Genomic DNA, 18,329 nt, shown 5'->3' on the forward strand with positions numbered 1-18,329 from the left:
CCCTAGACATCCAACGTGTGCTCTTTTTCCCAGCGTGAGAAATGACTGACGAAAGAGTTCCACTCCTGATGTTTCATTTTCAGGTAGGCAGCGGAGAATTCCAAGCCCATCGCCTCTTTCAATGCGCCATCCCTGTCATATTCACGCAGCGCATCCAGCATGTTCAGCGGCAGTTTCGGTGCATCGTCCACGGTGTGGCCTTCCGCATACATGTCGATGTCATAGCGACGGCCCGGATCGGCCTTTGACCGAATGCCCGACAGACCTGCCGCAATGACCACCGCCTGCAGCAGATACGGATTAGTCGCGCCATCGGCCAGGCGCAGCTCGAACCGGCCCGGCCCGGGAACGCGAACCATATGGGTGCGGTTGTTGCCCGTCCATGTTACGGTATTCGGAGCCCATGTGGCACCTGACATCGTGCGCGGCGCGTTGATGCGTTTGTAGGAGTTCACGGTCGGGTTGGTGATCGCCGCCAGCGCACCGGCGTGCTTCATGATCCCGCCGAGGAAATACTTGCCCTTCTCGCTCAGGCCAACCTCGCCCGTTGGACCGTCACCTTTACCGGCAAACACATTGGTTGTGGCATCCGCACCGGGCGCATCCCAAACCGAGATATGGGCATGGCAGCCATTGCCCGTCAGACCTTCGACTGGCTTGGGCATAAAAGTAGCGCGGAAGCCGTGCTTCTCGGCCACCGATTTGGTCATGAACTTGAAGAAGGAGTGTTTGTCGGCGGTCTTCAGAACATCGTCAAACTCCCAGTTCATCTCGAACTGACCGTTTGCGTCCTCGTGGTCGTTCTGATACGGACCCCAGCCCAGTTCCAACATATAGTCGCAAATCTCGCGCACCACGTCATAGCGGCGCATCACCGCCTGCTGGTCGTAACAGGGCTTTTCGGCGGTATCGAACGGGTCGCTGATCTGTTCACCATTTGGGGTCAGTAGGAAGAATTCGGCCTCGATACCGGTTTTCACATGCATGCCCTCGGCGGCCGCCTCGTAGATCAGGCGGCGCAAGACGTTGCGGGGTGCTTGGGCGACATCCTCGCCTTCCATCACACAGTTGGCGGCAACCCAGGCGACCTCGGGTTTCCACGGCAGTTGGATGACCGAAGACGGGTCAGGCACAGCCAGCATGTCGGGATGCGCCGGGGTCATGTCGAGATAGGTGGCGAAGCCCGCGAAACCCGCTCCTTCCTCTTGCATGTCGGCAATCGCTTGCGCAGGAACCAATTTGGCCCGCTGCCCACCGAACAGATCGGTGAACGAAATCATGAAATACTTGACGCCTTTTTCCTTGGCGAAAGCTGCCAGATCTGTTGTCATGGTCACCCTCCCTTTCCCAGTTGGTTCAAAGAAGAAAAGCGCCGCCCTTTTGGGTCGCGCCTTCGTATTGTTTGCAGTTCAGAACACGGCTTTGCCCGGATACCAGTCGGTGCCCGCCAACGGCACTTTGGCCATCGCAGCCGCCTCCATCGTCAAGGCGCAGAGGTCCTCGGGCTCCAGATTGTGCAGGTGATTGTGACCGCAGGCGCGTGCGATGGTCTGCGCCTCCAAGGTCATCACCTTCAGATAGTTGCGCAGGCGACGACCGGCCTCGACCGGATCCAGACGCGCAGCCAGTTTCGGATCCTGCGTGGTGATGCCCGCAGGGTCCTTCCCTTCGTGCCAATCGTCATAGGCCCCGGTGGTTGTGCCCAGCTTTTGATACTCAGCCTCCCATTTCGGGTCATTGTCGCCCAAAGCGATCAGGGCTGCCGTACCGATGGCCACCGCGTCCGCGCCCAAGGCCATCGCCTTGGCCACATCGGCCCCGGTGCGGATGCCGCCCGAGATCACCAGTTGCACCTCGCGGTGCACACCCAGGTCCTGCAACGCCTGAACAGCAGGGCGGATACAGGCCAGCGTCGGAATGCCGACATGTTCGATGAACACATCCTGCGTGGCAGCGGTGCCGCCCTGCATCCCGTCCATCACCACGACATCGGCCCCGGCTTTCACCGCCAGCGCGGTGTCGTAGTAAGGTCGGGTCGCGCCGACTTTGACGTAGATCGGCACCTGCCAGTCGGTGATTTCTCGCAGTTCGAGGATTTTGATCTCCAGATCATCCGGCCCGGTCCAGTCCGGGTGACGACAGGCCGAACGCTGGTCAATCCCTTTGGGCAGCGTGCGCATCTCAGCCACGCGATCGCTGATCTTCTGACCCAGCAGCATGCCGCCACCGCCCGGCTTGGCCCCCTGCCCCACGACAATCTCGATGGCGTCGGCTTCGCGCAGATCGTTGGGGTTCATACCATAGCGCGATGGCAGGTACTGGTAGACCAGCTTGGACGAGTGCCCGCGCTCTTCGGGTGTCATGCCACCGTCACCGGTGGTCGTTGACGTCCCAGCCATCGAAGCACCCCGACCCAGAGCCTCTTTTGCCGGGCCGGACAATGCCCCAAAGCTCATACCCGCGATCGTGATCGGGATATCCAGCTGGATCGGATTCTTGGCAAAGCGTGTACCGAGCGTCACCGAGGTATCGCACCGCTCACGGTACCCTTCCAGCGGATAACGCGAGACGGACGCCCCCAAAAACAGCAGGTCATCAAAATGCGGCACCTTGCGTTTCGCCCCACCACCACGAATGTCATAGATGCCGGTGGCCGCTGCCCTGCGGATTTCCGCGTTGATCGGGTTGCTGAAAGTCGCCGACTGGATCGGCATGGTACGGGGGATGCTGTTCTTAGTCTCTTTCATTCCCGTGTCCTCAGTAGGCCGCTGTGTTGTCGACGTCGAAGTTGTAAAGCTGACGGGCCGAGCCATAGCGCTTGAACTCCTCCGGCCGGGCGTTGGCCCCGGCACGCTCCAGCAGATCGGCCAGCAGCTCCAGATGTTCCGGCCGTATCTCTTTCTCGATGCAATCCGCGCCCAGGCTCTTGACCGAGCCACGCACAAACAGCCGTGCTTCGTACAGCGAGTCTCCAAGCGCATCGCCTGCATCGCCGCACACAACCAAATTGCCTGCTTGTGCCATGAACGCGGACATATGGCCGATATTGCCATGCACAACGATGTCGATGCCTTTCATCGAAATCCCGCAGCGCGAGCTGGCATTGCCTTTGATCACCAGAAGCCCACCATGCCCGGTCGCGCCCGCATATTGGCTGGCGTCGCCTTCCACGACAACGGTGCCAGACATCATGTTTTCGGCCACTCCCGGCCCAACCGAGCCCTCAACCCGGATGGTCGCCTGTTGGTTCATCCCTGCGCAATAGTACCCGGTCGAGCCTTTGACGGTCACTTCAATCGGTGCGTCCAAACCCACGGCAATCGCGTGGCTGCCTTTTGGATTCTGCACTTCCCAACTGGTTTGGTTCGTTTCGTCGCTTTGCGCCTGTAGGGCCGCATTCAAACCCCGCAGGCCGTTTTCTGCAACATCATAGGTCTGCATCTCAGTGGCTCCAGAAATAGACAGTGGCGGGCTCGGGCTCCCAGACGCGGGCGTCTTCGATACCGGGCAGATTGACCAACGCGCGGTATTCGCTACCAAAAGCCACGTATTTATCGGTTTCGGCCATCACTGCGGGCTTGCAGGCAATGGGATCGCGCACTACCCCGAACCCATCTTTGGTGCCCACAACAAAGGTGAAGAAGCCATCGAGGTCCTTAAGACTGCTCTCCAGCGCCTCACCCAGCGTTGAACCGTTCTGCATTTTCCACGTCAGATAAGCTGCACCAACCTCGGTGTCATTCATGGATTCAACCCGAACACCCTCGCGTTTCAGCTTCCGGCGCAGCACATTGTGGTTAGACAAAGAGCCATTGTGGACCAAGCACTGATCCGACCCGGTGTTAAACGGGTGTGCGCCTTCGGTGGTCACGGCGGATTCGGTGGCCATGCGGGTGTGACCTATTCCGTGGCTGCCGCTCATGGCGGACAGGCTGAACCGGTCGGCCACATCGCGGGGCAAGCCAACCTCTTTGTAAATCTCGATGGCCGCGCCATCCGACATCACCCGCAAACCCGGACGTAATTCTCGCACCGCTTGGCGAGCTTGGTCAGCCTTGTCACCGGCCAGCTCCAGAACCGCGTGCGTGGAATTTGCGCGCAGGGTCACTTCGGCACCAATGGCGGCCCCAAGATCCACGGCAAGGGTCGCAAAATCCGCCTCTGGCGTGTCGGATTGCACGGTCAGCTTGACTGCGCCGTCCGCCTCTGCCCCATATATCGCGATACCTGCACTGTCCGGGCCACGGTCCGTCATCGTGACCAGCATGTCCGTCAGCATTGAACCCAACTCAGGCTCTAATGCCCTGTCTTTCAAAAAAAGGCCAACAATTCCGCACATGGCTTTTGCCCTCTGAAATTTCGCCGTGGGGAACGCTAGCAGGCCGAAAATCTAAAAACAACTTCAAGAAATATTTTTTCCTGATGGGAAAATATCTGTGCCTAAATCATAAGCAACAAACAGCGGACCCGAAAAACGCACCTCGGGCCTGTCGGGACGATGCAAGACGCATCAACTCGTTTGCGGATAAGAGATGATGGAAAGGTATTTCGCTGGAAGTTTCACCAAAACCTCGGGTCCGTGCGGCGCGTCTGCGTCGAAAAACAGCGTGTCTCCCGGTTTCAGCGAATAGATATCGTCTCCATGACGGTAATCCACCTCACCTTCGAGCATGTACAGCATTTCGATTCCGTCGTGCTGAAAGGTTGGGAACCTGTCCGATTCTTCTGTCAGCGTGATCAGGTAAGGCTCGACCACCACGCCACTGGCATTGGCCCCCAAGTGGCCTAGCAGATTGTATTGATGCCCGGCTCTTGTACCGGCCCTGTCGGTTTCGACCCCTTCACCGGCCTTGGTATGTACCGCATTGCGCGTTTCCTCATACCGACGAAAGAATGAAGTGATCGGAGTGCTAAGCGCGTTTGCCAGCAACTGCAGCGTTGTCAGCGACGCAGATGTCGCGCCGTTTTCAATCTTGGACAACATGCTGATGGACAGACCGGTCAGTGCCGCCAATTCAGCAATCGTTGTGCCCTGTTGCAGGCGCAGGGCCTTGATCTCGCGCCCAATCGCAGTTTCCAGGTTTTTTTCGCCGCTGTCCCGAAGCTTGTGCGGGTCCTGCGACAGGGCAACGGGCTGCTCGGGATCGTGTGACTGCACCATCTGGCCTCCTGATCTCTAATGCGGGTTCATTAAGATGGATCGGCATTTCTCAAGTGATCTGTAAACGACCACAAACCTACTCGCAGATTGTTCAGATATTTAAAACATGCAAGCGCACTCCTCAAATCTCAGTGAAATTGGGCTAATCAGAACACCTCGTAAATACAGTTTCCAAGCGGTTCCGTTGCAAAGTTTGCGGTTGTTCGGAAAACTGCCTTACACGCAAAAACAGGGCGTTTCGCTCATTACTTCAGATGAGTTCAAAAACCTCTATCACACTCGATAAGTATGGTAGTGTCGCAAACTTTTGGGACGACCAAAGCCAGCGATATGCTGGACGCAGTTATCCTGCGATCTCAGCAAACATCCGAAAGCCGGAAGTCGTATCACTAGAGAATTGCCGCTTCCGGATCATGTTGGCGACCTCGATGCCGTCCAAAGTGGCGGAAGCGGATTCGAACGACTTAAACCCACACATGTGCCGAACACGCCGCTTTATGAACCGATGATCTTGTTCGATCATGTTATTCAAAAATTTGGACCTGATCGTCTGTACTTTGGCTGGGCAGCCGAACCGCTTCAGGATCCTGTTCACTTCTCGAATGCCAGCTGCATTTGCTCCACTTTTGTCGATGACGATTTTGTTTGGGATCCCGTTTGACGACAGTGCTTTGGCAAAGAACCTGGTTGCTGCTGGACGATTTCGTCGCTCAGACAGCATGAAATCTAGGGTGTTTCCCGCTTTGTCGACTGCTCGATAAAGATACATCCACTTGCCGCGCACACGGAGATAGGTTTCGTCCATGCGCCAGGAACTCAGCGTTGGTCGCTTCTTCGATTGCGCGCTCGCGGCGATCATCGACGAATACTTAACGACCCACCTGTTGAGAGTGGCGTGGTCCACCTGCACGCCGCGTTCGGCCATGATCTCTTCCAAATCACGATACGACACTGTGTACCGCAAATAGAAATACACAGCGTAAAGAACTGCATCCTTGGGAAAGTGGCAGCCTTTCAGAGAGATCATACTTAAAACCTGTTCGAAAACTATTCGACGGGAACAGACTGCGAAACCTGAGTGCTCGTCAATCTCAGTTCAAAGTTTGCGACACAACCACACGGCTTAATTCGGATGACCGCAAGAAATTTAATGGTCTTTTTTTACATTTTTTGCACACTACATGGGGAGTCCTGTTGCCGTCCTTGGCAGCTTACCTATCGCCGCACTATGCAAGTGCGCCGTTGAGACAAACACTTCGAACGGTATCAGCCACTGCCCTACCCTTTGCTCCCCTTAAGAATGAGGTTCGACCAAAACTCGGCAACCCCCAGTTCCGATGAACGCGACGCGTTTTCTTGGCCGACAAATGACCACCTTCTCGATGGCGTCGTTTCGTGTGAGACGAAGGTTCAGACTACATGAGATTCTTCTGTATCAGCCCCTGTCCTTACCACGCGCCGGTGACCGTGATGTTCAAACGCCTTCATCGGTTGGAACCAACGACACGCCGCATTTCTCGCGCGTCGTGTTTTCCAGATGAGTACCTTGGTTCTGGTTCCTCTGAAGGGGTATGTTTGAGCATCAAGCGCACAAGCAACTTACAAGCCGGTTGCAACTGCCTCATTCGTCAACTTGCGTAAAGCCCTTGCTCGTCACTGTGAATTAAATGCGGTGTCTCTTGAGACGCTGTGCGCCATTGCAACTGGTCGAGCCCGGGCAAGGGAGCCAATGCGACAGGTTGAAAAAAGGCACGGACAAGTGTCCGCGCCCTTTTGAAAATGTAGGCTTGAAATCTTACCCGTGGGTAAGGTCGTCTTCCTCGGGCAGTGCTTCAATAAAGGCCGAAATCGCTTCTTCCAGTTTGCTTCGATCCACCCGCGTAAAATCCAAATCGTACTTTAACTCAATGCGACCGCTCGAGGCGGAGCATTTTGCGACCCCTGCCCGTCCCGATACCTGGAACGTCGTTTTTGCCCGCCGTGGCTTGCTGCTGCCTTCATTTGCCGGCTTCTTGCTTACACTGGGCTCTTGCTCTTCCAAGAACGACCGCAGTATCGCAACTTCCCGAGCACCATCACGATCCGGCTCACTCAACAACGTGTCGGTCACACGTCGAACCAAACCTGGCGTTGCGTCGAGCTTTCGCTTTAGCTCTACTCCAACATTGCGCGGAATGTCATTCGGATGCATGAGCGCCTTGTCCATCATCATCAGCAAACTGGCAAAAGATCGTATGTAGCTGCGCTTGGTATAGCTTGCTGACTTGAACAGTTTCGACACGGCCTTGTCCACATCGGGACAATCATTTGCGGGGTCTTCAGCATAAGCACGCGCCAACGCACCCATTTCAGCGAATGAGATATCCTTACGGATCAGGTTTTCATCCACCATCCGCCGATAACTATTGTCGAGGTCACTTGCCTCAGAAATACCGGCAGGGATCTTCGCGTATATCTCTTCGCCGGTTTCCTCAAACAGAGCTCGATATGCGGATAGTCGACGCATCCCTTGAATCAGTTCGAACCGACCGTCTGCACGACGTTCAAGCCGTATCGGATTGGACAATCCGATATCGCGAATGGATGCCTTGAGCTCGTCCAATTCAGGGTCAGGGCCCGGCTTGCGATCTCGTGTCAGTTTTTCGGTCAGAACGTCGGCCAGTGCCACATGCTCTGTGACAAGCCCTTCGTTCCGCAAACGAACCAGTTCATGCGCCAGTGCATCGTTTTCGGCACGAATAGTTTCTTCTGTTGATTGCTGATCCCGCAAAGCGTCAGCGTTTTCTGAAATCGCTGCGGCCATAGGGCCGCGTCGCTTTTCCAGAACTTTGTCCGGCACCTTGCCAACAGGAATGTCGTCCATGGCCGGTATATCGATATCGAACATTCTGCGCTTGCGGCTCATGCCTCATCCTCCAGCTTGTCCCAGGCCGACAGCATGACGCCCCGGAATTCCTCATACACATTGTCAAAAGTCGACCGGGCGCGGCGCCAGGTTTCCCGCGTCATCTCTCGGTAATCCATCTCATATACTGAACTAAGAAAGCGGCCGGACTGTTCAACCGCGCGCGTCATCTCGACCGGATGTTCGGCGACATGCTCACCAAAGACTTTCTTGAAAGCCTCAAACATCGCCAGGTGAAGGGCGTTACCAGGCTCGTATCGCGTCAGCAGGAACCGCAACTCGCAAAACGTTTTCGGCAGGCCGATCTTACCCGTGGGTAAGGTTTTGTCGAAACCGTAGGCCAGATCCTCCAAAGCTTCAGCAAGCTGACCGATAAAGGACGTGGTGGAATCGTACTCCCAATATCCGGGGCCTGAAGGGATATACAGCATGTCTGCCGCGAAAACCGCGTTCATCGACTGATACCCGATGGCCGGCGGGCAATCGAAAATGATCAGGTCATACGCGTCGTCGGGAATCTGATCCAAGTATCGAGACACGGCTGCAAAGAATGACCATTCGGGGTTTAGGTGCCGGTACTGGGCCGAGGCAAACTCGACGAAAGCTGCGTTAGCGCAGGACGGGATCGCGTCGATGGTGGACCATGAAGTCTTGCGAATGAAGTCAGAGATTCTCAGATCGCCAAGACCCATATCTGTAATTGCTGGCGGCAATTCGCGGCGGGGCAGGGCGGTTCCCGATTGCGCGGCGACAGGGCGGTTGTTCATGCGCTCCGTCTCGCGGATGAGGTCGCGCGCCATGATCCCCCAGACAGTATAGTCTTCTGCAACATCCGTCAGGCCCATCGAATGGCTCAAGGTCGCTTGCGGGTCAAAGTCCACCACCAGAACACGATACCCGTCCAGCGCTGACGCATGCGCAAGATGCAGCGCCACGGTCGATTTGCCGGCACCGCCCTTGAAGTTGGCAACGGCTGCGCGAATAGCGCGCTTGCCTTCCGGGCGCGGGGGCATGAGGGACTTGCGGTTCACTTTGAGGCGGCGGCGCAACTCGTTCACCTCTTCCAGGCTGAACCAGCGTTGACGACCGTCGGGCTCGACCTCGCCACCAGGCAGCGAAGGATCCGCCGCCAGCTTGCCTCGGAAGGTCGATTGATTGACCCGGAAGATCAGCTCGGACACCTCCCAGCTGGAAAACCGGCGGAGGGTTTTCTCCATCTCGGGGCTAAAGGTCTGCTGGCGGATCCAACCCTGCAGCTTAAGGGATTGGTTACGCAATGCGTTCAGGTCTTCGTGCGTGTACATGCCTCGGGTCTCTTTGTTTGGAACGTAAATTTCTGTTCGTTTTCTATTTACGACCGATTTGCACTTTACGCAAAAGAAAATATGATGAGACTGCAATCTTACCCACGGGTAAGAAAACAAAGCCTTTAGGGGTTGGAATCGATTCGGCAGCCCTACCGTGCCGCCACATGGAACACAGACCCTCACACCCCGGTATTTAGGGGGACGCCTGAGGCCCAAAACCCATATATAGGGGGACACAAAAGGCAAATAAGGGGACAACCAAGATGTCCCCCCTCACCAATACTTCACCAGATTCTTTTTTAAATTTGAATTGGAATGGGCGCAAATTTCGCCTGAATTCAGACTCTTCTTGACAGAATCGAAGCTTTGGACGCTAATTAGGCCAAGATGACGAAAAGCGTTGGCAAACGGCGCGAACACGGCGGGGAAAACCCGTCTGAGGCAGATGAAGCGGTGAGAACGGGTATGCAGCTGGCTAAACCGGTCGGGCGTAATGCAGCGGCCTTGAAATATGATATACTCTCTGCGCTGACCGTTCATGCGTTGTCCGGAGACAAACATCGACAGCGCAGTATCCTGCGCATCATTGCTTTGATTACGACCCGATATAACTGGCGAAGCAATGAATTGTCGATCGGGCGTGAAGAAATTGCGCGCCTTTGGACAGTGAACGAAAGGACGGTAAAGCGCGAAATGTCCAAATTTCGCGCATTAGGCTGGGTAACGGTCAAAAGACCCGCGGCGCGTGGCAGAGTTGCCGTTTACGAAATTGACCTCAAGCAGATCATGATCGACACGCAAGAGGTCTGGCCGGTCATAGGTTCTGATTTCCACGCGCGAATGACAGATGAGCCTGAAGCGGAAACAAACATCGTGCCTTTCGCAATCAAGCCTGCAACCAGCGAAGTTGGCGAGGGTGATGTATGGTCACAGGTTCAGTCGATTCTTCACGGTCGCGATCCTGAACTTTGGGCCAGTTGGTTTCAGCACCTGTCCGAAGGTGAAAGGGCAGGGGGGTCTGTGACCCTTAATGCCCCGTCGCGGTTCATGGCCGACTACATCTCGCAAAAGTGGAGCCAGCGTTTGCTTGCGGCGTATAGCCGGGTGGATCCCGCTGTCAGAGTTGTGCGCGTGGAATCAACCGAGTGAAGCCTGCCGGACTGGTGTGAAGGGGTCTTGACCAAAAGCCTTCACTGAACGGGAAAGACTGATCCAATCGGATAACGCATACGTTGGGGTGACACATCTGCGATAACGCCCTGAGCACTGCGGTTTTCAGTGCCTGAACTTGACAGGTCGAGAGGGGCCATAGTTTACTTTGTCAGGTATCCACCAGTTGCCTGACCTGACACGTTTGTCGACCGATTGCCTGTTGAGCCCTTGAGCGCTCAGCTTCAGGAGGAGGGAGAATGAGCGAAATTTCCTATAAACAGCTCCCGGACTACGCACCGGGAAGTTTGTTGGGCAGTGGCGACGGGCGCGGATGGTCTGGCATCAATTACCGAAGCTACAGGCATCTTGGGATGGAAATCGAGCTGCCGCCAATGGAAGATTTTCTGGTGATTGCCTACGACAAAGGCCGCACACCTGTGCATCGAAAAGTGGGCAACACTTGGAGCGACTATAGCCTTGGAGTGGGTGATCTTACACTTTTGAACAAATCAGACAGATCGGAATGGGCGTGGTCCGAAACGGTTGAAGTATCTCATGTCTATCTCAGTGCCGAACTGGTCGAGAGCGTTGCCAACGAGGTCTACGAACAGGATGTGCGCGACATTCGCTTACGGGATACTTTGAAGGCGCGCGACCCCGGTATTTCCAGATGCGTTTCGGTTATCAAAACCGAGGTCGGAGAAAACAGTGTTGGGGGCTCTTTGATCGTCGAAGCTGCGGCACGGGAGATGTCGGTCAGACTGCTGCGGAAATATGCTGACACCCGGTTTGGATCTGCCGCACGTTTTGGCAAACTCTCGCGCGCTGAAACAAACCGCGTTGTCGCTTTTGTTCAGGACCAGTTGCGCGAGAAATTGTCTTACGAACAAGCTGCGGCCGAAATGGGTCTTGGGGACTGGAATTTCATGCGCAAGTTCAAATCGACCTTCGGGCATTCCTTTCACGATTATGTCCTGACGCAGCGGGTGGAACGTGCGGTTTCCCAATTGCGCAACACGCGCAAACCCATAAAGAACATCGCTTTGGATTGCGGGTTTTATGACCAACCGCACATGAACCGTGTGTTCAAGAAAATAAAGGGCGTGACACCAGGATCTTTGCGCAGAACGTGAACCGTTTTTCCCGATCCACTCGCAGGGCAGGGATAACGCGAGCCTGTGCAAGATTGTGCAAGAAATTCACAGAATCCTCCAAGAGTTTGCCGGGCCAGCTTGATTGACTTAGCGGATCCTGTGCCCTGACGTTTCGGGTGATCCCGCGTCAGCGGCAGTAAGGTGCGCTGCGCGCAAGCAGCGCCGCATGGACTTAACGGGAGGATACCTATGCGGATGAACTTCGGGATTTTCATGGCTCCGTTTCACGCGCCGGGGCATAACCCAACGATTTCACTGGAAGACGATCTTGAACTGCTCCAGCATCTGGACACGTTGGGCTATGATGAGGCGTGGATCGGGGAACATCATTCCGCCGGTAGCGAGATCATCGCATCCCCTGAGATTTTCATCATGGCCGCCGCCGAGCGCACCCAGCGCATCAAACTGGGGACAGGCGTCGTGTCGATGCCCTATCACAACCCCCTATGGACGGTAGAGCGCATGGTTCTGCTGGATCATCTCACGCGTGGGCGCGTGATGTTCGGTATGGGGCCGGGTGCCTTGCCTACGGATGCATCCATGCTTGGCCTCGAACCTCAGCAGATGCGCCCGATCTTTGAGGAATACATTGATATTGCCTATAAACTGCTGACGACGGACGAGCCGATCAACTACCAGTCTGACCGACTGACGTTGAAAGATGCGCGGTTGCATCTGCGTCCGTATTCCGATCCGTTGTTCGATCTGGCTGTTGCTGCCGTGGCCTCGCCTTCCGGAGCAAAACTGGCTGGGCGCTACGGGGCTGGTCTGTTGTCATTGGGCGCAACCGTTGCCGTGGGCATGGATGTTCTTGCCCATCACTGGACCATTCAGGAACAGGCAGCGGCAGAATACGGTCAGGTCGCGGATCGTGCGAAATGGCGGCTGGTCGGGTTGATGCACCTTGCAGAAACCGAAGAACAGGCCCGTGAAGATGTGAAATACGGCATGACCCAATGGTTCAGGTATTTCCAGCACGTGGCAGCCTTCCCGCAGATGGCCGTCGAAGGTGGCAATCTTGATGAGATGATCGATTTCGTGAATGGCGGTCTGGGTGTAATCGGCACGCCCGAGATGATGGTCAAGCAGATCAACGAACTTGTCAAACAAAGCAATGGCGGGTTCGGTGCTTACCTGACGCTTGCGCATAACTGGGCGAACAAGGCTGCGACGTCAAAAAGCTTCGAGCTTTTTGCGCGCGAAGTCATGCCGCATTTCCAGTCTTCCGGTGGCGGTTTGCAGGCAGCCGCAGACCGTGCGCAAGCGCGCCGTGATGGGCTGGCAGAGAAGCAACTGAAGGCAGTGGCCGAAGCCACGGAACGGTATGAAAAAGAAACCGGCACTGCAGGTTAGGGTTCAGGTTTTCTTGTCTTTATTGCCAGGCAATCAAGGGTCACGCGCCGCGCAATGCCGCGCGCGTGGCTCTGTCTCACGCAAGGTTGCACAGTTATGAGCACCTCAAAAACAACGGCTTCGGAGCACGAATCCGTGGACGAAACGGCGTTCCGCCAAGCTTGCGGTCACTTTCCCACAGGTGTCGCGATTGTCACCGCTTTGGATATTGAGGGGCGGCCAATTGGGCTGACGTCAAACAGCTTTACGTCGGCTGCATTGTCGCCGCCGATGGTTCTTTGGACAATCGGCCCCAAATCGCGCAGCTTCGATAGCTTTGCTCGCGCACGGTTTTATGCGGTTCATATTCTGCGCGACGAACAAAAAGAGATTGCCGCGCATTTCGCTGGTCGCAGCGACGACAAGTTCAGGGATCTGGAATGGCAGGCTGGCACGCAAGGGCTTCCGATCCTCCCGGATTTCTCGGTGTGCATGGAATGCGCTGTCGAAGATGTGCACCCCTGTGGCAATCAAAGGCTCATGATTGGACGCGTGGTGAATATCCGGCAAAACGAGAGTACCGGTTCACTGTTTTATTTCCATAGCACCTTCGGCGCGCTTGATCGTCCGGTGACCGATCAGTGAGGAGGACCAAAGGCGTTGGTCTTTGGCATGTCCGTTCCTTTCCCTGGCCGCTTGAGCAACTTGGTCTGTGCCTGACTGGACAGCACAATTGAATCGCTTTAGTGATGTAATGTTATTACAAAACAGAGCTTGCGATGTTCATGACCCATGCCTCCCAAACTCAGCCAGAGCAAACTGACGACCTACGCGTTCCCGTGACGTTGCTTACGGGTTTTCTGGGGGCAGGGAAAACAACGTTGCTGAACCAGATGCTTTCGGATTCATCTTCGGGGCGCATTGCGGTCATTGTGAATGAGTTTGGTGAAGCAGGGCTGGACCATGACCTGATCGAAACGGTGGACGGCGATGTCATGCTGATGTCGTCGGGTTGTTTGTGTTGTTCTATCCGTGGTGATCTGTCGGACAGTTTTGTCAAACTGCTCGCGCGGCGGGATGAAGGTATGCTCAGCTTTGACAGGGTGGTGATTGAAACCACAGGGTTGGCAGATCCGGGACCGATCCTTCAGACTCTGCTGGTGGATTCATTTCTTGCGCGCAATACGCGCATGGATGGTGTCGTTACGGTGGTGGATGCGGTGAACGGACCCGCGACACTGGATGCCCAATTCGAGGCCGTGTCGCAGGTCGCGATGGCCGATCTGATCGTGCTGAGCAAAACAGACCTTGTTTCCAAAGCTTCAGCGAAAGCCGTGACTGACAGACTGCGCGATCTGAATCCGACGGCCGACATTCTTCGCCGGTCAGATCATGAATTCGCATTGAAAAAGCTTTGGAACCTGACGAGCATGCGCGAGGACGCGCATCAACACGAGGCTATTTCCTGGACGACACCCAAGGTTGCCAACGATCCACTGGGCAACCTTTCAGGGTTGATGGCAACGTCCGTTTCAAAACCTGTGACGACATCCGAGTTTAGTCGCCATGACACTGATATCACATCCGTTTCGATTGTGCTGGATGAGGCGTTGGATGACGCGGTTTTTGACAAGTGGTTTGACACTTTGATCGCCTACAGGGGTTACGACATCCTGCGCGTGAAAGGTATTTTGTTTCTTGAAGGGATCGAGACGCCGTTTGCGTTTCACGGTGTCCAGCACATCTTTGACCCGCCAGTTCCGTTGAAGAACTGGATCGGCAATGACCGGCGGACCCGTATCGTGTTAATTGGCCGCAACCTGAGCCGACCCGAAATACAGCGAAGCCTTGATTTGCTTCGCAAACCTGAGCGCGCCGATGCGATGCCTGTTCAAGCCGCGCGGGGCAGTGATTGAAACGCTGAACCGTGCGGACTGGCGCGGTTAATAGAACGACATGCTGATTTCGCCGAGGTTTCTAGGTCAAAGTCGACACAGCAAAATCAAAATCTTCGTTGTATTGCGCACTTAGGAAGTCAACGAACCGTTTGTGAAATTGTCGCGTATGTTCATGGGCCAAATGGTCCGCGCGCGCGATGTCACGGTCCCCGATCGCTGTGATCATGTCCTCGTGTTCTGACCCCAACAGAGTGTCGGTGGCTGAAGACTGAATATAGTCGAAGTGCATATGAAGGATACGGCGGCCTTCGTCCAAAAGCTGGCCATAGGCGCGCGCCAAATACGGGTTTTTGCCTGCCTGGGCGATGGTCATGTGAAAGTCGCGATTGCTGGCGGACATTGCGAGATAGTCGTTTGCAACACAGGCTTGGTCAAACGCCTCTGCTTCCTTCTTCATCAGTTCTATCTCGCTGTCGGATCTGTTTTGCGCGGCAAGCCTTGTGTTGATCCGCTGCAGGAAATCCAAAGCTTCGACATAACGGGGAAACTCGGTCAAGTTGATCGGCGCGACAAGGGTCGAGCGGTTCGAAAGCATGACCACCAGCCCTTCGGCGGATAAACGAACAAGCGCTTCGCGTACGGGTGAGCGCGACATGGAAAACCGTTCCGACAGGCCGGTTTCATCGAGTGGCGTTCCCGGTTTCAACGCGAGGGACAGGATCTCGCGTTTGAGGGTCTCGTAGACGTATTTTGACCCTCCGCCCTTGGCGCGTTTCTTCGTTTCCATCTGTTTTTTGCTCATTTCCATTTTTTTCCCACAGTGGAGCAAAGACCCGAGAAGAGGTTTGTATCAACAACAAGCATTTAGGCAGGATGTTGACAAGGCAATGGCTGACAAACGGTAGCGTACTGTTTGAGGCACCGTATCGTGGCGCGGTTTTGTGAAGGAGGCCAGCAACCCAAACACCAAGTTGTACCTGTGCCGTTCCGTAGCTCCATTTGGTTGGTTTCGCGCGTTTGAATCTTGTCGACATATAATCGACAATATGCGAAATCACGGAAAGGAACCACAAAGGAATCAAGTCCCCGGTCGACTGCTGTTGCCGTGTTCCCGCTCTGAAAAGAGCGCCAGTATCGGTTGCGCGTTTTGACGGTGGTTCTTCCCCACTGTTGGGCGGCAGGGGGATTTGCGATGCGAGGAAAAGAGGACCGCAAATGAGCTTTAACGTCAAACTTTCGGGCGTCATGCCTGCATTGGTCACTCCTTTCGGTGCGGATGACCAAATCAATTTCACTGCTTTTGAAAACCTGCTGACTCATTTTCGCGACGCGGGCGTGACCGGATGGGTCCCGAACGGTTCGACCGGGGAATATTTCAGCCAGTCCACCGATGAGCGCCGTCAGGTGCTGAAATTCGTCAAGGATTTCGCCAAGGACGATGAGATCCTGATCGCAGGGACCAATGCCCCGGCTACCCGCGAAGTGATCGAACAGACAGCAATGGCGAAAGAGATCGGGTATGACAACGTTCTGCTCGCGCCTCCGTTTTACACGCGTCCCACGCAGGACGAATTGATCAAGCATTACGAAACGATTCTGGCCGAGGTCGATGTGAACATCGTGCTCTATAGCTATCCGCTCAAGGATGGTGCCGACATCTCATTTGATCTGATGGACCATTTTGCTGACAATCCGCGCGTGATTGGCATCAAGGAAAGTTCGGGTGTTTTGCAGCGCGCGATCGACATCGCGTCACGTTATGAAGGCAAAATTCAGTTGGTTTCGGGGTCTGACGACATCGCGTTGGATTTCATGTTCTGGGGGGCTGACAGCTGGATCTGCGGGCCGTCGAATTGCATGGCCAGAGCCTGCTGCGAGCTGGACCGGCTTTACAAGGCTGGGGAGTTGGTGGCTGCCAAAGACCTCATGAAAAAGCTGTATCGGGCCATGAACATTCTTGAGAGCGGAAAGTTCGTGCAGAAGATCAAATTTGGGGCTGAGTTGCAGGGACTGGATGTGGGTGAATGCCGCGCACCGCTGGGCCCGTTGACCGAGGCGGAAAAAGCCGAGTTTTCTGAGGCCATGCAACCCATTCTGGCGATGTAATCGCATCTCTGAGTGATGGCCCAAGCGGGTCATCATTCAGTCTACGAAGGGTGGCACCAGATGCAATCGGATCAGCCCAAACTCAGCGTTGTTGTCGGAGCAGGTATCATAGGCTCTGCCATAGCGTATGAGCTGCAAAAACGCGGTGGTCAGGTGACGCTGGTCGACGCCGATACGCCGGGTCGCGGGGCGTCTTACGGCAACATGGCCTCGATTGCAGTGACGGAGTTTATGCCTGTCTCGCACCCGTCGGTCTGGCGGCAGACGCCCGGCTGGCTTCTGCATCCCGAAGGTCCGATACGTGTTTCTCCGAGATACGCACCGCATTTGATTCCCTGGTTTGCCCGGTTTTTCTGGGCCGGGCGGCCATCGAAACTGCGCCAGCTCGAAGCGCAAGGCGCGGCCCTGTGCCAGCGTTCCTTGGCCGATACCGAGAACTTGATGGCCGAGCTGGGCTTGGCCGGTGATCTGAGCACAACAGGCTGCCTGTCGCTTTATGCAAGTGAGGCCGAGTTCATTGCAGATCAGGAGCGGCTGGATATGCTGGACCGCCATGGATTTGGCTATGAGATGCTGAACCGGGATGCTCTGCACGATCTGGAACCCGAAATCTCTCCGGTCATTCAAAAGGCGGTACTGCTGCCCGACAACCGAACGGTGCGCGATCCTTATGCCTTTGTGACCCGTCTGGTTGAGGCGTTAGTGAGCCGGGGTGGTCAGGTTCAACGCGGTAAGGTGACCGGTTTTGAGCGAGCTGAGCGGGTCACCAGCGTGCGGCTGGAAGATGGGCGCCAGATAAAAGCGGATCAGGTCGTTCTTGCCGCCGGAGCCTTTACGGCTCGGTTGTCAAAGAAGCTGGATGAACCCATCCCGCTTGAGACCGAGCGCGGTTATCACACCCAGATCAATGCGCCGGGCATCCGTTTGGATCATTCGATCATCTGGCCTGCCATGGCATTCATGGTGTCACCCACTGCTGGCGGTATCCGGGTGGGCGGCACGGTTGAAATGGCCGGTCTGGACGCTGCCCCGGATTGGCGGCGTTCAAAGATCACGGTCAGACGTGCCCGCAAGGCTCTGCCGAACCTCAGGATCGACAATTCCAGCGAATGGATGGGCCATCGCCCTGCCTTCCCGGACACGGTGCCGGTGATGTCTGCGTCGGCCAAGGTTTCCGGGGTTTATTATGCCACAGGTCATGGCCATCTGGGCCTGACCTATGCGGCGACAACCGCTAAGCTGATGGGACAACTTATTTCGGGTGAATTGCCCGATATCGATTTGAACCCCTATCGGATAGATCGATTTTGACAC

At 55.6% G+C, this 18,329-nt stretch carries 16 protein-coding genes; 7 read left to right on the forward strand and 9 right to left on the reverse strand.

Translation table 11 applies throughout. The annotated features are described in order from the left end of the window. Positions 1 to 2: 2 nt before the first annotated feature. The 8 genes from glnT to ACXADZ_RS20910 form a co-directional block, all read right to left on the reverse strand. Complete coding sequence (glnT, locus tag ACXADZ_RS20875) at positions 3 to 1,331, reverse strand: type III glutamate--ammonia ligase (protein ID WP_475199589.1); 1,329 nt, start codon at positions 1,329 to 1,331, stop codon at positions 3 to 5. A gap of 78 nt (positions 1,332 to 1,409) precedes the next feature. Then, positions 1,410 to 2,747 (reverse strand): FMN-binding glutamate synthase family protein, encoded by a 1,338-nt coding sequence (locus ACXADZ_RS20880; RefSeq protein ID WP_475199591.1) that lies wholly within the window; start codon positions 2,745 to 2,747, stop codon positions 1,410 to 1,412. A 10-nt stretch (positions 2,748 to 2,757) separates the two neighbouring features. Then, a complete protein-coding gene (locus ACXADZ_RS20885) occupies positions 2,758 to 3,441 on the reverse strand; it encodes a GltB/FmdC/FwdC-like GXGXG domain-containing protein (protein WP_171647128.1) in 684 nt (227 codons plus the stop codon). Between the two features lies 1 nt (position 3,442). Next, positions 3,443 to 4,339: a class II glutamine amidotransferase gene (locus ACXADZ_RS20890; RefSeq protein WP_171647126.1), complete on the reverse strand. Its 897-nt coding sequence runs from the start codon at positions 4,337 to 4,339 to the stop codon at positions 3,443 to 3,445. A gap of 171 nt (positions 4,340 to 4,510) precedes the next feature. Continuing rightward, positions 4,511 to 5,161, reverse strand: coding sequence for a helix-turn-helix domain-containing protein (locus ACXADZ_RS20895; protein WP_475199592.1), 651 nt, complete (start codon positions 5,159 to 5,161; stop codon positions 4,511 to 4,513). Between the two features lie 343 nt (positions 5,162 to 5,504). Further along, on the reverse strand, positions 5,505 to 6,188 hold the full coding sequence (locus ACXADZ_RS20900) for an IS6 family transposase (protein ID WP_475199213.1): 684 nt from the start codon (positions 6,186 to 6,188) through the stop codon (positions 5,505 to 5,507). A gap of 768 nt (positions 6,189 to 6,956) precedes the next feature. Next, complete coding sequence (locus ACXADZ_RS20905; protein WP_171095423.1) at positions 6,957 to 8,066, reverse strand: ParB/RepB/Spo0J family partition protein; 1,110 nt, start codon at positions 8,064 to 8,066, stop codon at positions 6,957 to 6,959. Next, the gene (locus ACXADZ_RS20910) at positions 8,063 to 9,370 is read right to left on the reverse strand and encodes an AAA family ATPase (RefSeq protein WP_171095421.1); all 1,308 of its coding nucleotides are present in this window, start codon (positions 9,368 to 9,370) and stop codon (positions 8,063 to 8,065) included. The genes ACXADZ_RS20905 and ACXADZ_RS20910 overlap by 4 nt, the downstream gene beginning before the upstream one ends. Positions 9,371 to 9,760: 390 nt before the next feature. Here ACXADZ_RS20910 and ACXADZ_RS20915 point away from each other — a divergent pair, with 390 nt between their 5' ends. From ACXADZ_RS20915 to ACXADZ_RS20935, 5 genes are all read left to right on the forward strand, one after another. Next, positions 9,761 to 10,522 (forward strand): DnaA N-terminal domain-containing protein, encoded by a 762-nt coding sequence (locus ACXADZ_RS20915; RefSeq protein WP_253762851.1) that lies wholly within the window; start codon positions 9,761 to 9,763, stop codon positions 10,520 to 10,522. A gap of 260 nt (positions 10,523 to 10,782) precedes the next feature. Further along, on the forward strand, positions 10,783 to 11,658 hold the full coding sequence (locus ACXADZ_RS20920) for a helix-turn-helix domain-containing protein (RefSeq protein WP_475199596.1): 876 nt from the start codon (positions 10,783 to 10,785) through the stop codon (positions 11,656 to 11,658). Positions 11,659 to 11,868: 210 nt separating this feature from the next. Then, positions 11,869 to 13,032 carry an LLM class flavin-dependent oxidoreductase gene (locus tag ACXADZ_RS20925; RefSeq protein WP_475199599.1) on the forward strand — a complete coding sequence of 388 codons (1,164 nt, stop codon included), beginning with the start codon at positions 11,869 to 11,871 and terminating at the stop codon, positions 13,030 to 13,032. A 96-nt stretch (positions 13,033 to 13,128) separates the two neighbouring features. Further along, complete coding sequence (locus ACXADZ_RS20930; protein ID WP_475199600.1) at positions 13,129 to 13,656, forward strand: flavin reductase family protein; 528 nt, start codon at positions 13,129 to 13,131, stop codon at positions 13,654 to 13,656. Between the two features lie 140 nt (positions 13,657 to 13,796). Next, positions 13,797 to 14,927: a CobW family GTP-binding protein gene (locus ACXADZ_RS20935; protein WP_475199602.1), complete on the forward strand. Its 1,131-nt coding sequence runs from the start codon at positions 13,797 to 13,799 to the stop codon at positions 14,925 to 14,927. Positions 14,928 to 14,988: 61 nt separating this feature from the next. Here the strand turns inward: ACXADZ_RS20935 and ACXADZ_RS20940 are convergent, their stop codons facing one another. Next, positions 14,989 to 15,711 carry a GntR family transcriptional regulator gene (locus ACXADZ_RS20940; RefSeq protein ID WP_475199604.1) on the reverse strand — a complete coding sequence of 241 codons (723 nt, stop codon included), beginning with the start codon at positions 15,709 to 15,711 and terminating at the stop codon, positions 14,989 to 14,991. A 413-nt stretch (positions 15,712 to 16,124) separates the two neighbouring features. On the opposite strand from ACXADZ_RS20940, the gene ACXADZ_RS20945 reads away from it, so the two are divergent. Beyond that, positions 16,125 to 17,015, forward strand: coding sequence for a dihydrodipicolinate synthase family protein (locus ACXADZ_RS20945; protein WP_475199609.1), 891 nt, complete (start codon positions 16,125 to 16,127; stop codon positions 17,013 to 17,015). A gap of 60 nt (positions 17,016 to 17,075) precedes the next feature. Beyond that, on the forward strand, positions 17,076 to 18,326 hold the full coding sequence (locus ACXADZ_RS20950) for an NAD(P)/FAD-dependent oxidoreductase (RefSeq protein WP_475199610.1): 1,251 nt from the start codon (positions 17,076 to 17,078) through the stop codon (positions 18,324 to 18,326). The last annotated feature ends 3 nt before the right edge of the window (positions 18,327 to 18,329 follow it).

The sequence above is a fragment of the Ruegeria sp. ABM4_193 genome, from assembly GCF_056158705.1.

Excerpts from the sequence above, each read along its gene's own strand:
- glnT (WP_475199589.1), bottom strand. The coding sequence starts at position 1,331 with ATGACAACAGATCTGGCAGCTTTCGCCAAGGAAAAAGGCGTCAAGTAT.
- ACXADZ_RS20880 (WP_475199591.1), bottom strand. The coding sequence starts at position 2,747 with ATGAAAGAGACTAAGAACAGCATCCCCCGTACCATGCCGATCCAGTCG.
- ACXADZ_RS20885 (WP_171647128.1), bottom strand. The coding sequence starts at position 3,441 with ATGCAGACCTATGATGTTGCAGAAAACGGCCTGCGGGGTTTGAATGCG.
- ACXADZ_RS20890 (WP_171647126.1), bottom strand. The coding sequence starts at position 4,339 with ATGTGCGGAATTGTTGGCCTTTTTTTGAAAGACAGGGCATTAGAGCCT.
- ACXADZ_RS20895 (WP_475199592.1), bottom strand. The coding sequence starts at position 5,161 with ATGGTGCAGTCACACGATCCCGAGCAGCCCGTTGCCCTGTCGCAGGAC.
- ACXADZ_RS20900 (WP_475199213.1), bottom strand. The coding sequence starts at position 6,188 with ATGATCTCTCTGAAAGGCTGCCACTTTCCCAAGGATGCAGTTCTTTAC.
- ACXADZ_RS20905 (WP_171095423.1), bottom strand. The coding sequence starts at position 8,066 with ATGAGCCGCAAGCGCAGAATGTTCGATATCGATATACCGGCCATGGAC.
- ACXADZ_RS20910 (WP_171095421.1), bottom strand. The coding sequence starts at position 9,370 with ATGTACACGCACGAAGACCTGAACGCATTGCGTAACCAATCCCTTAAG.
- ACXADZ_RS20915 (WP_253762851.1), top strand. The coding sequence starts at position 9,761 with ATGACGAAAAGCGTTGGCAAACGGCGCGAACACGGCGGGGAAAACCCG.
- ACXADZ_RS20920 (WP_475199596.1), top strand. The coding sequence starts at position 10,783 with ATGAGCGAAATTTCCTATAAACAGCTCCCGGACTACGCACCGGGAAGT.
- ACXADZ_RS20925 (WP_475199599.1), top strand. The coding sequence starts at position 11,869 with ATGCGGATGAACTTCGGGATTTTCATGGCTCCGTTTCACGCGCCGGGG.
- ACXADZ_RS20930 (WP_475199600.1), top strand. The coding sequence starts at position 13,129 with ATGAGCACCTCAAAAACAACGGCTTCGGAGCACGAATCCGTGGACGAA.
- ACXADZ_RS20935 (WP_475199602.1), top strand. The coding sequence starts at position 13,797 with ATGACCCATGCCTCCCAAACTCAGCCAGAGCAAACTGACGACCTACGC.
- ACXADZ_RS20940 (WP_475199604.1), bottom strand. The coding sequence starts at position 15,711 with ATGAGCAAAAAACAGATGGAAACGAAGAAACGCGCCAAGGGCGGAGGG.
- ACXADZ_RS20945 (WP_475199609.1), top strand. The coding sequence starts at position 16,125 with ATGAGCTTTAACGTCAAACTTTCGGGCGTCATGCCTGCATTGGTCACT.
- ACXADZ_RS20950 (WP_475199610.1), top strand. The coding sequence starts at position 17,076 with ATGCAATCGGATCAGCCCAAACTCAGCGTTGTTGTCGGAGCAGGTATC.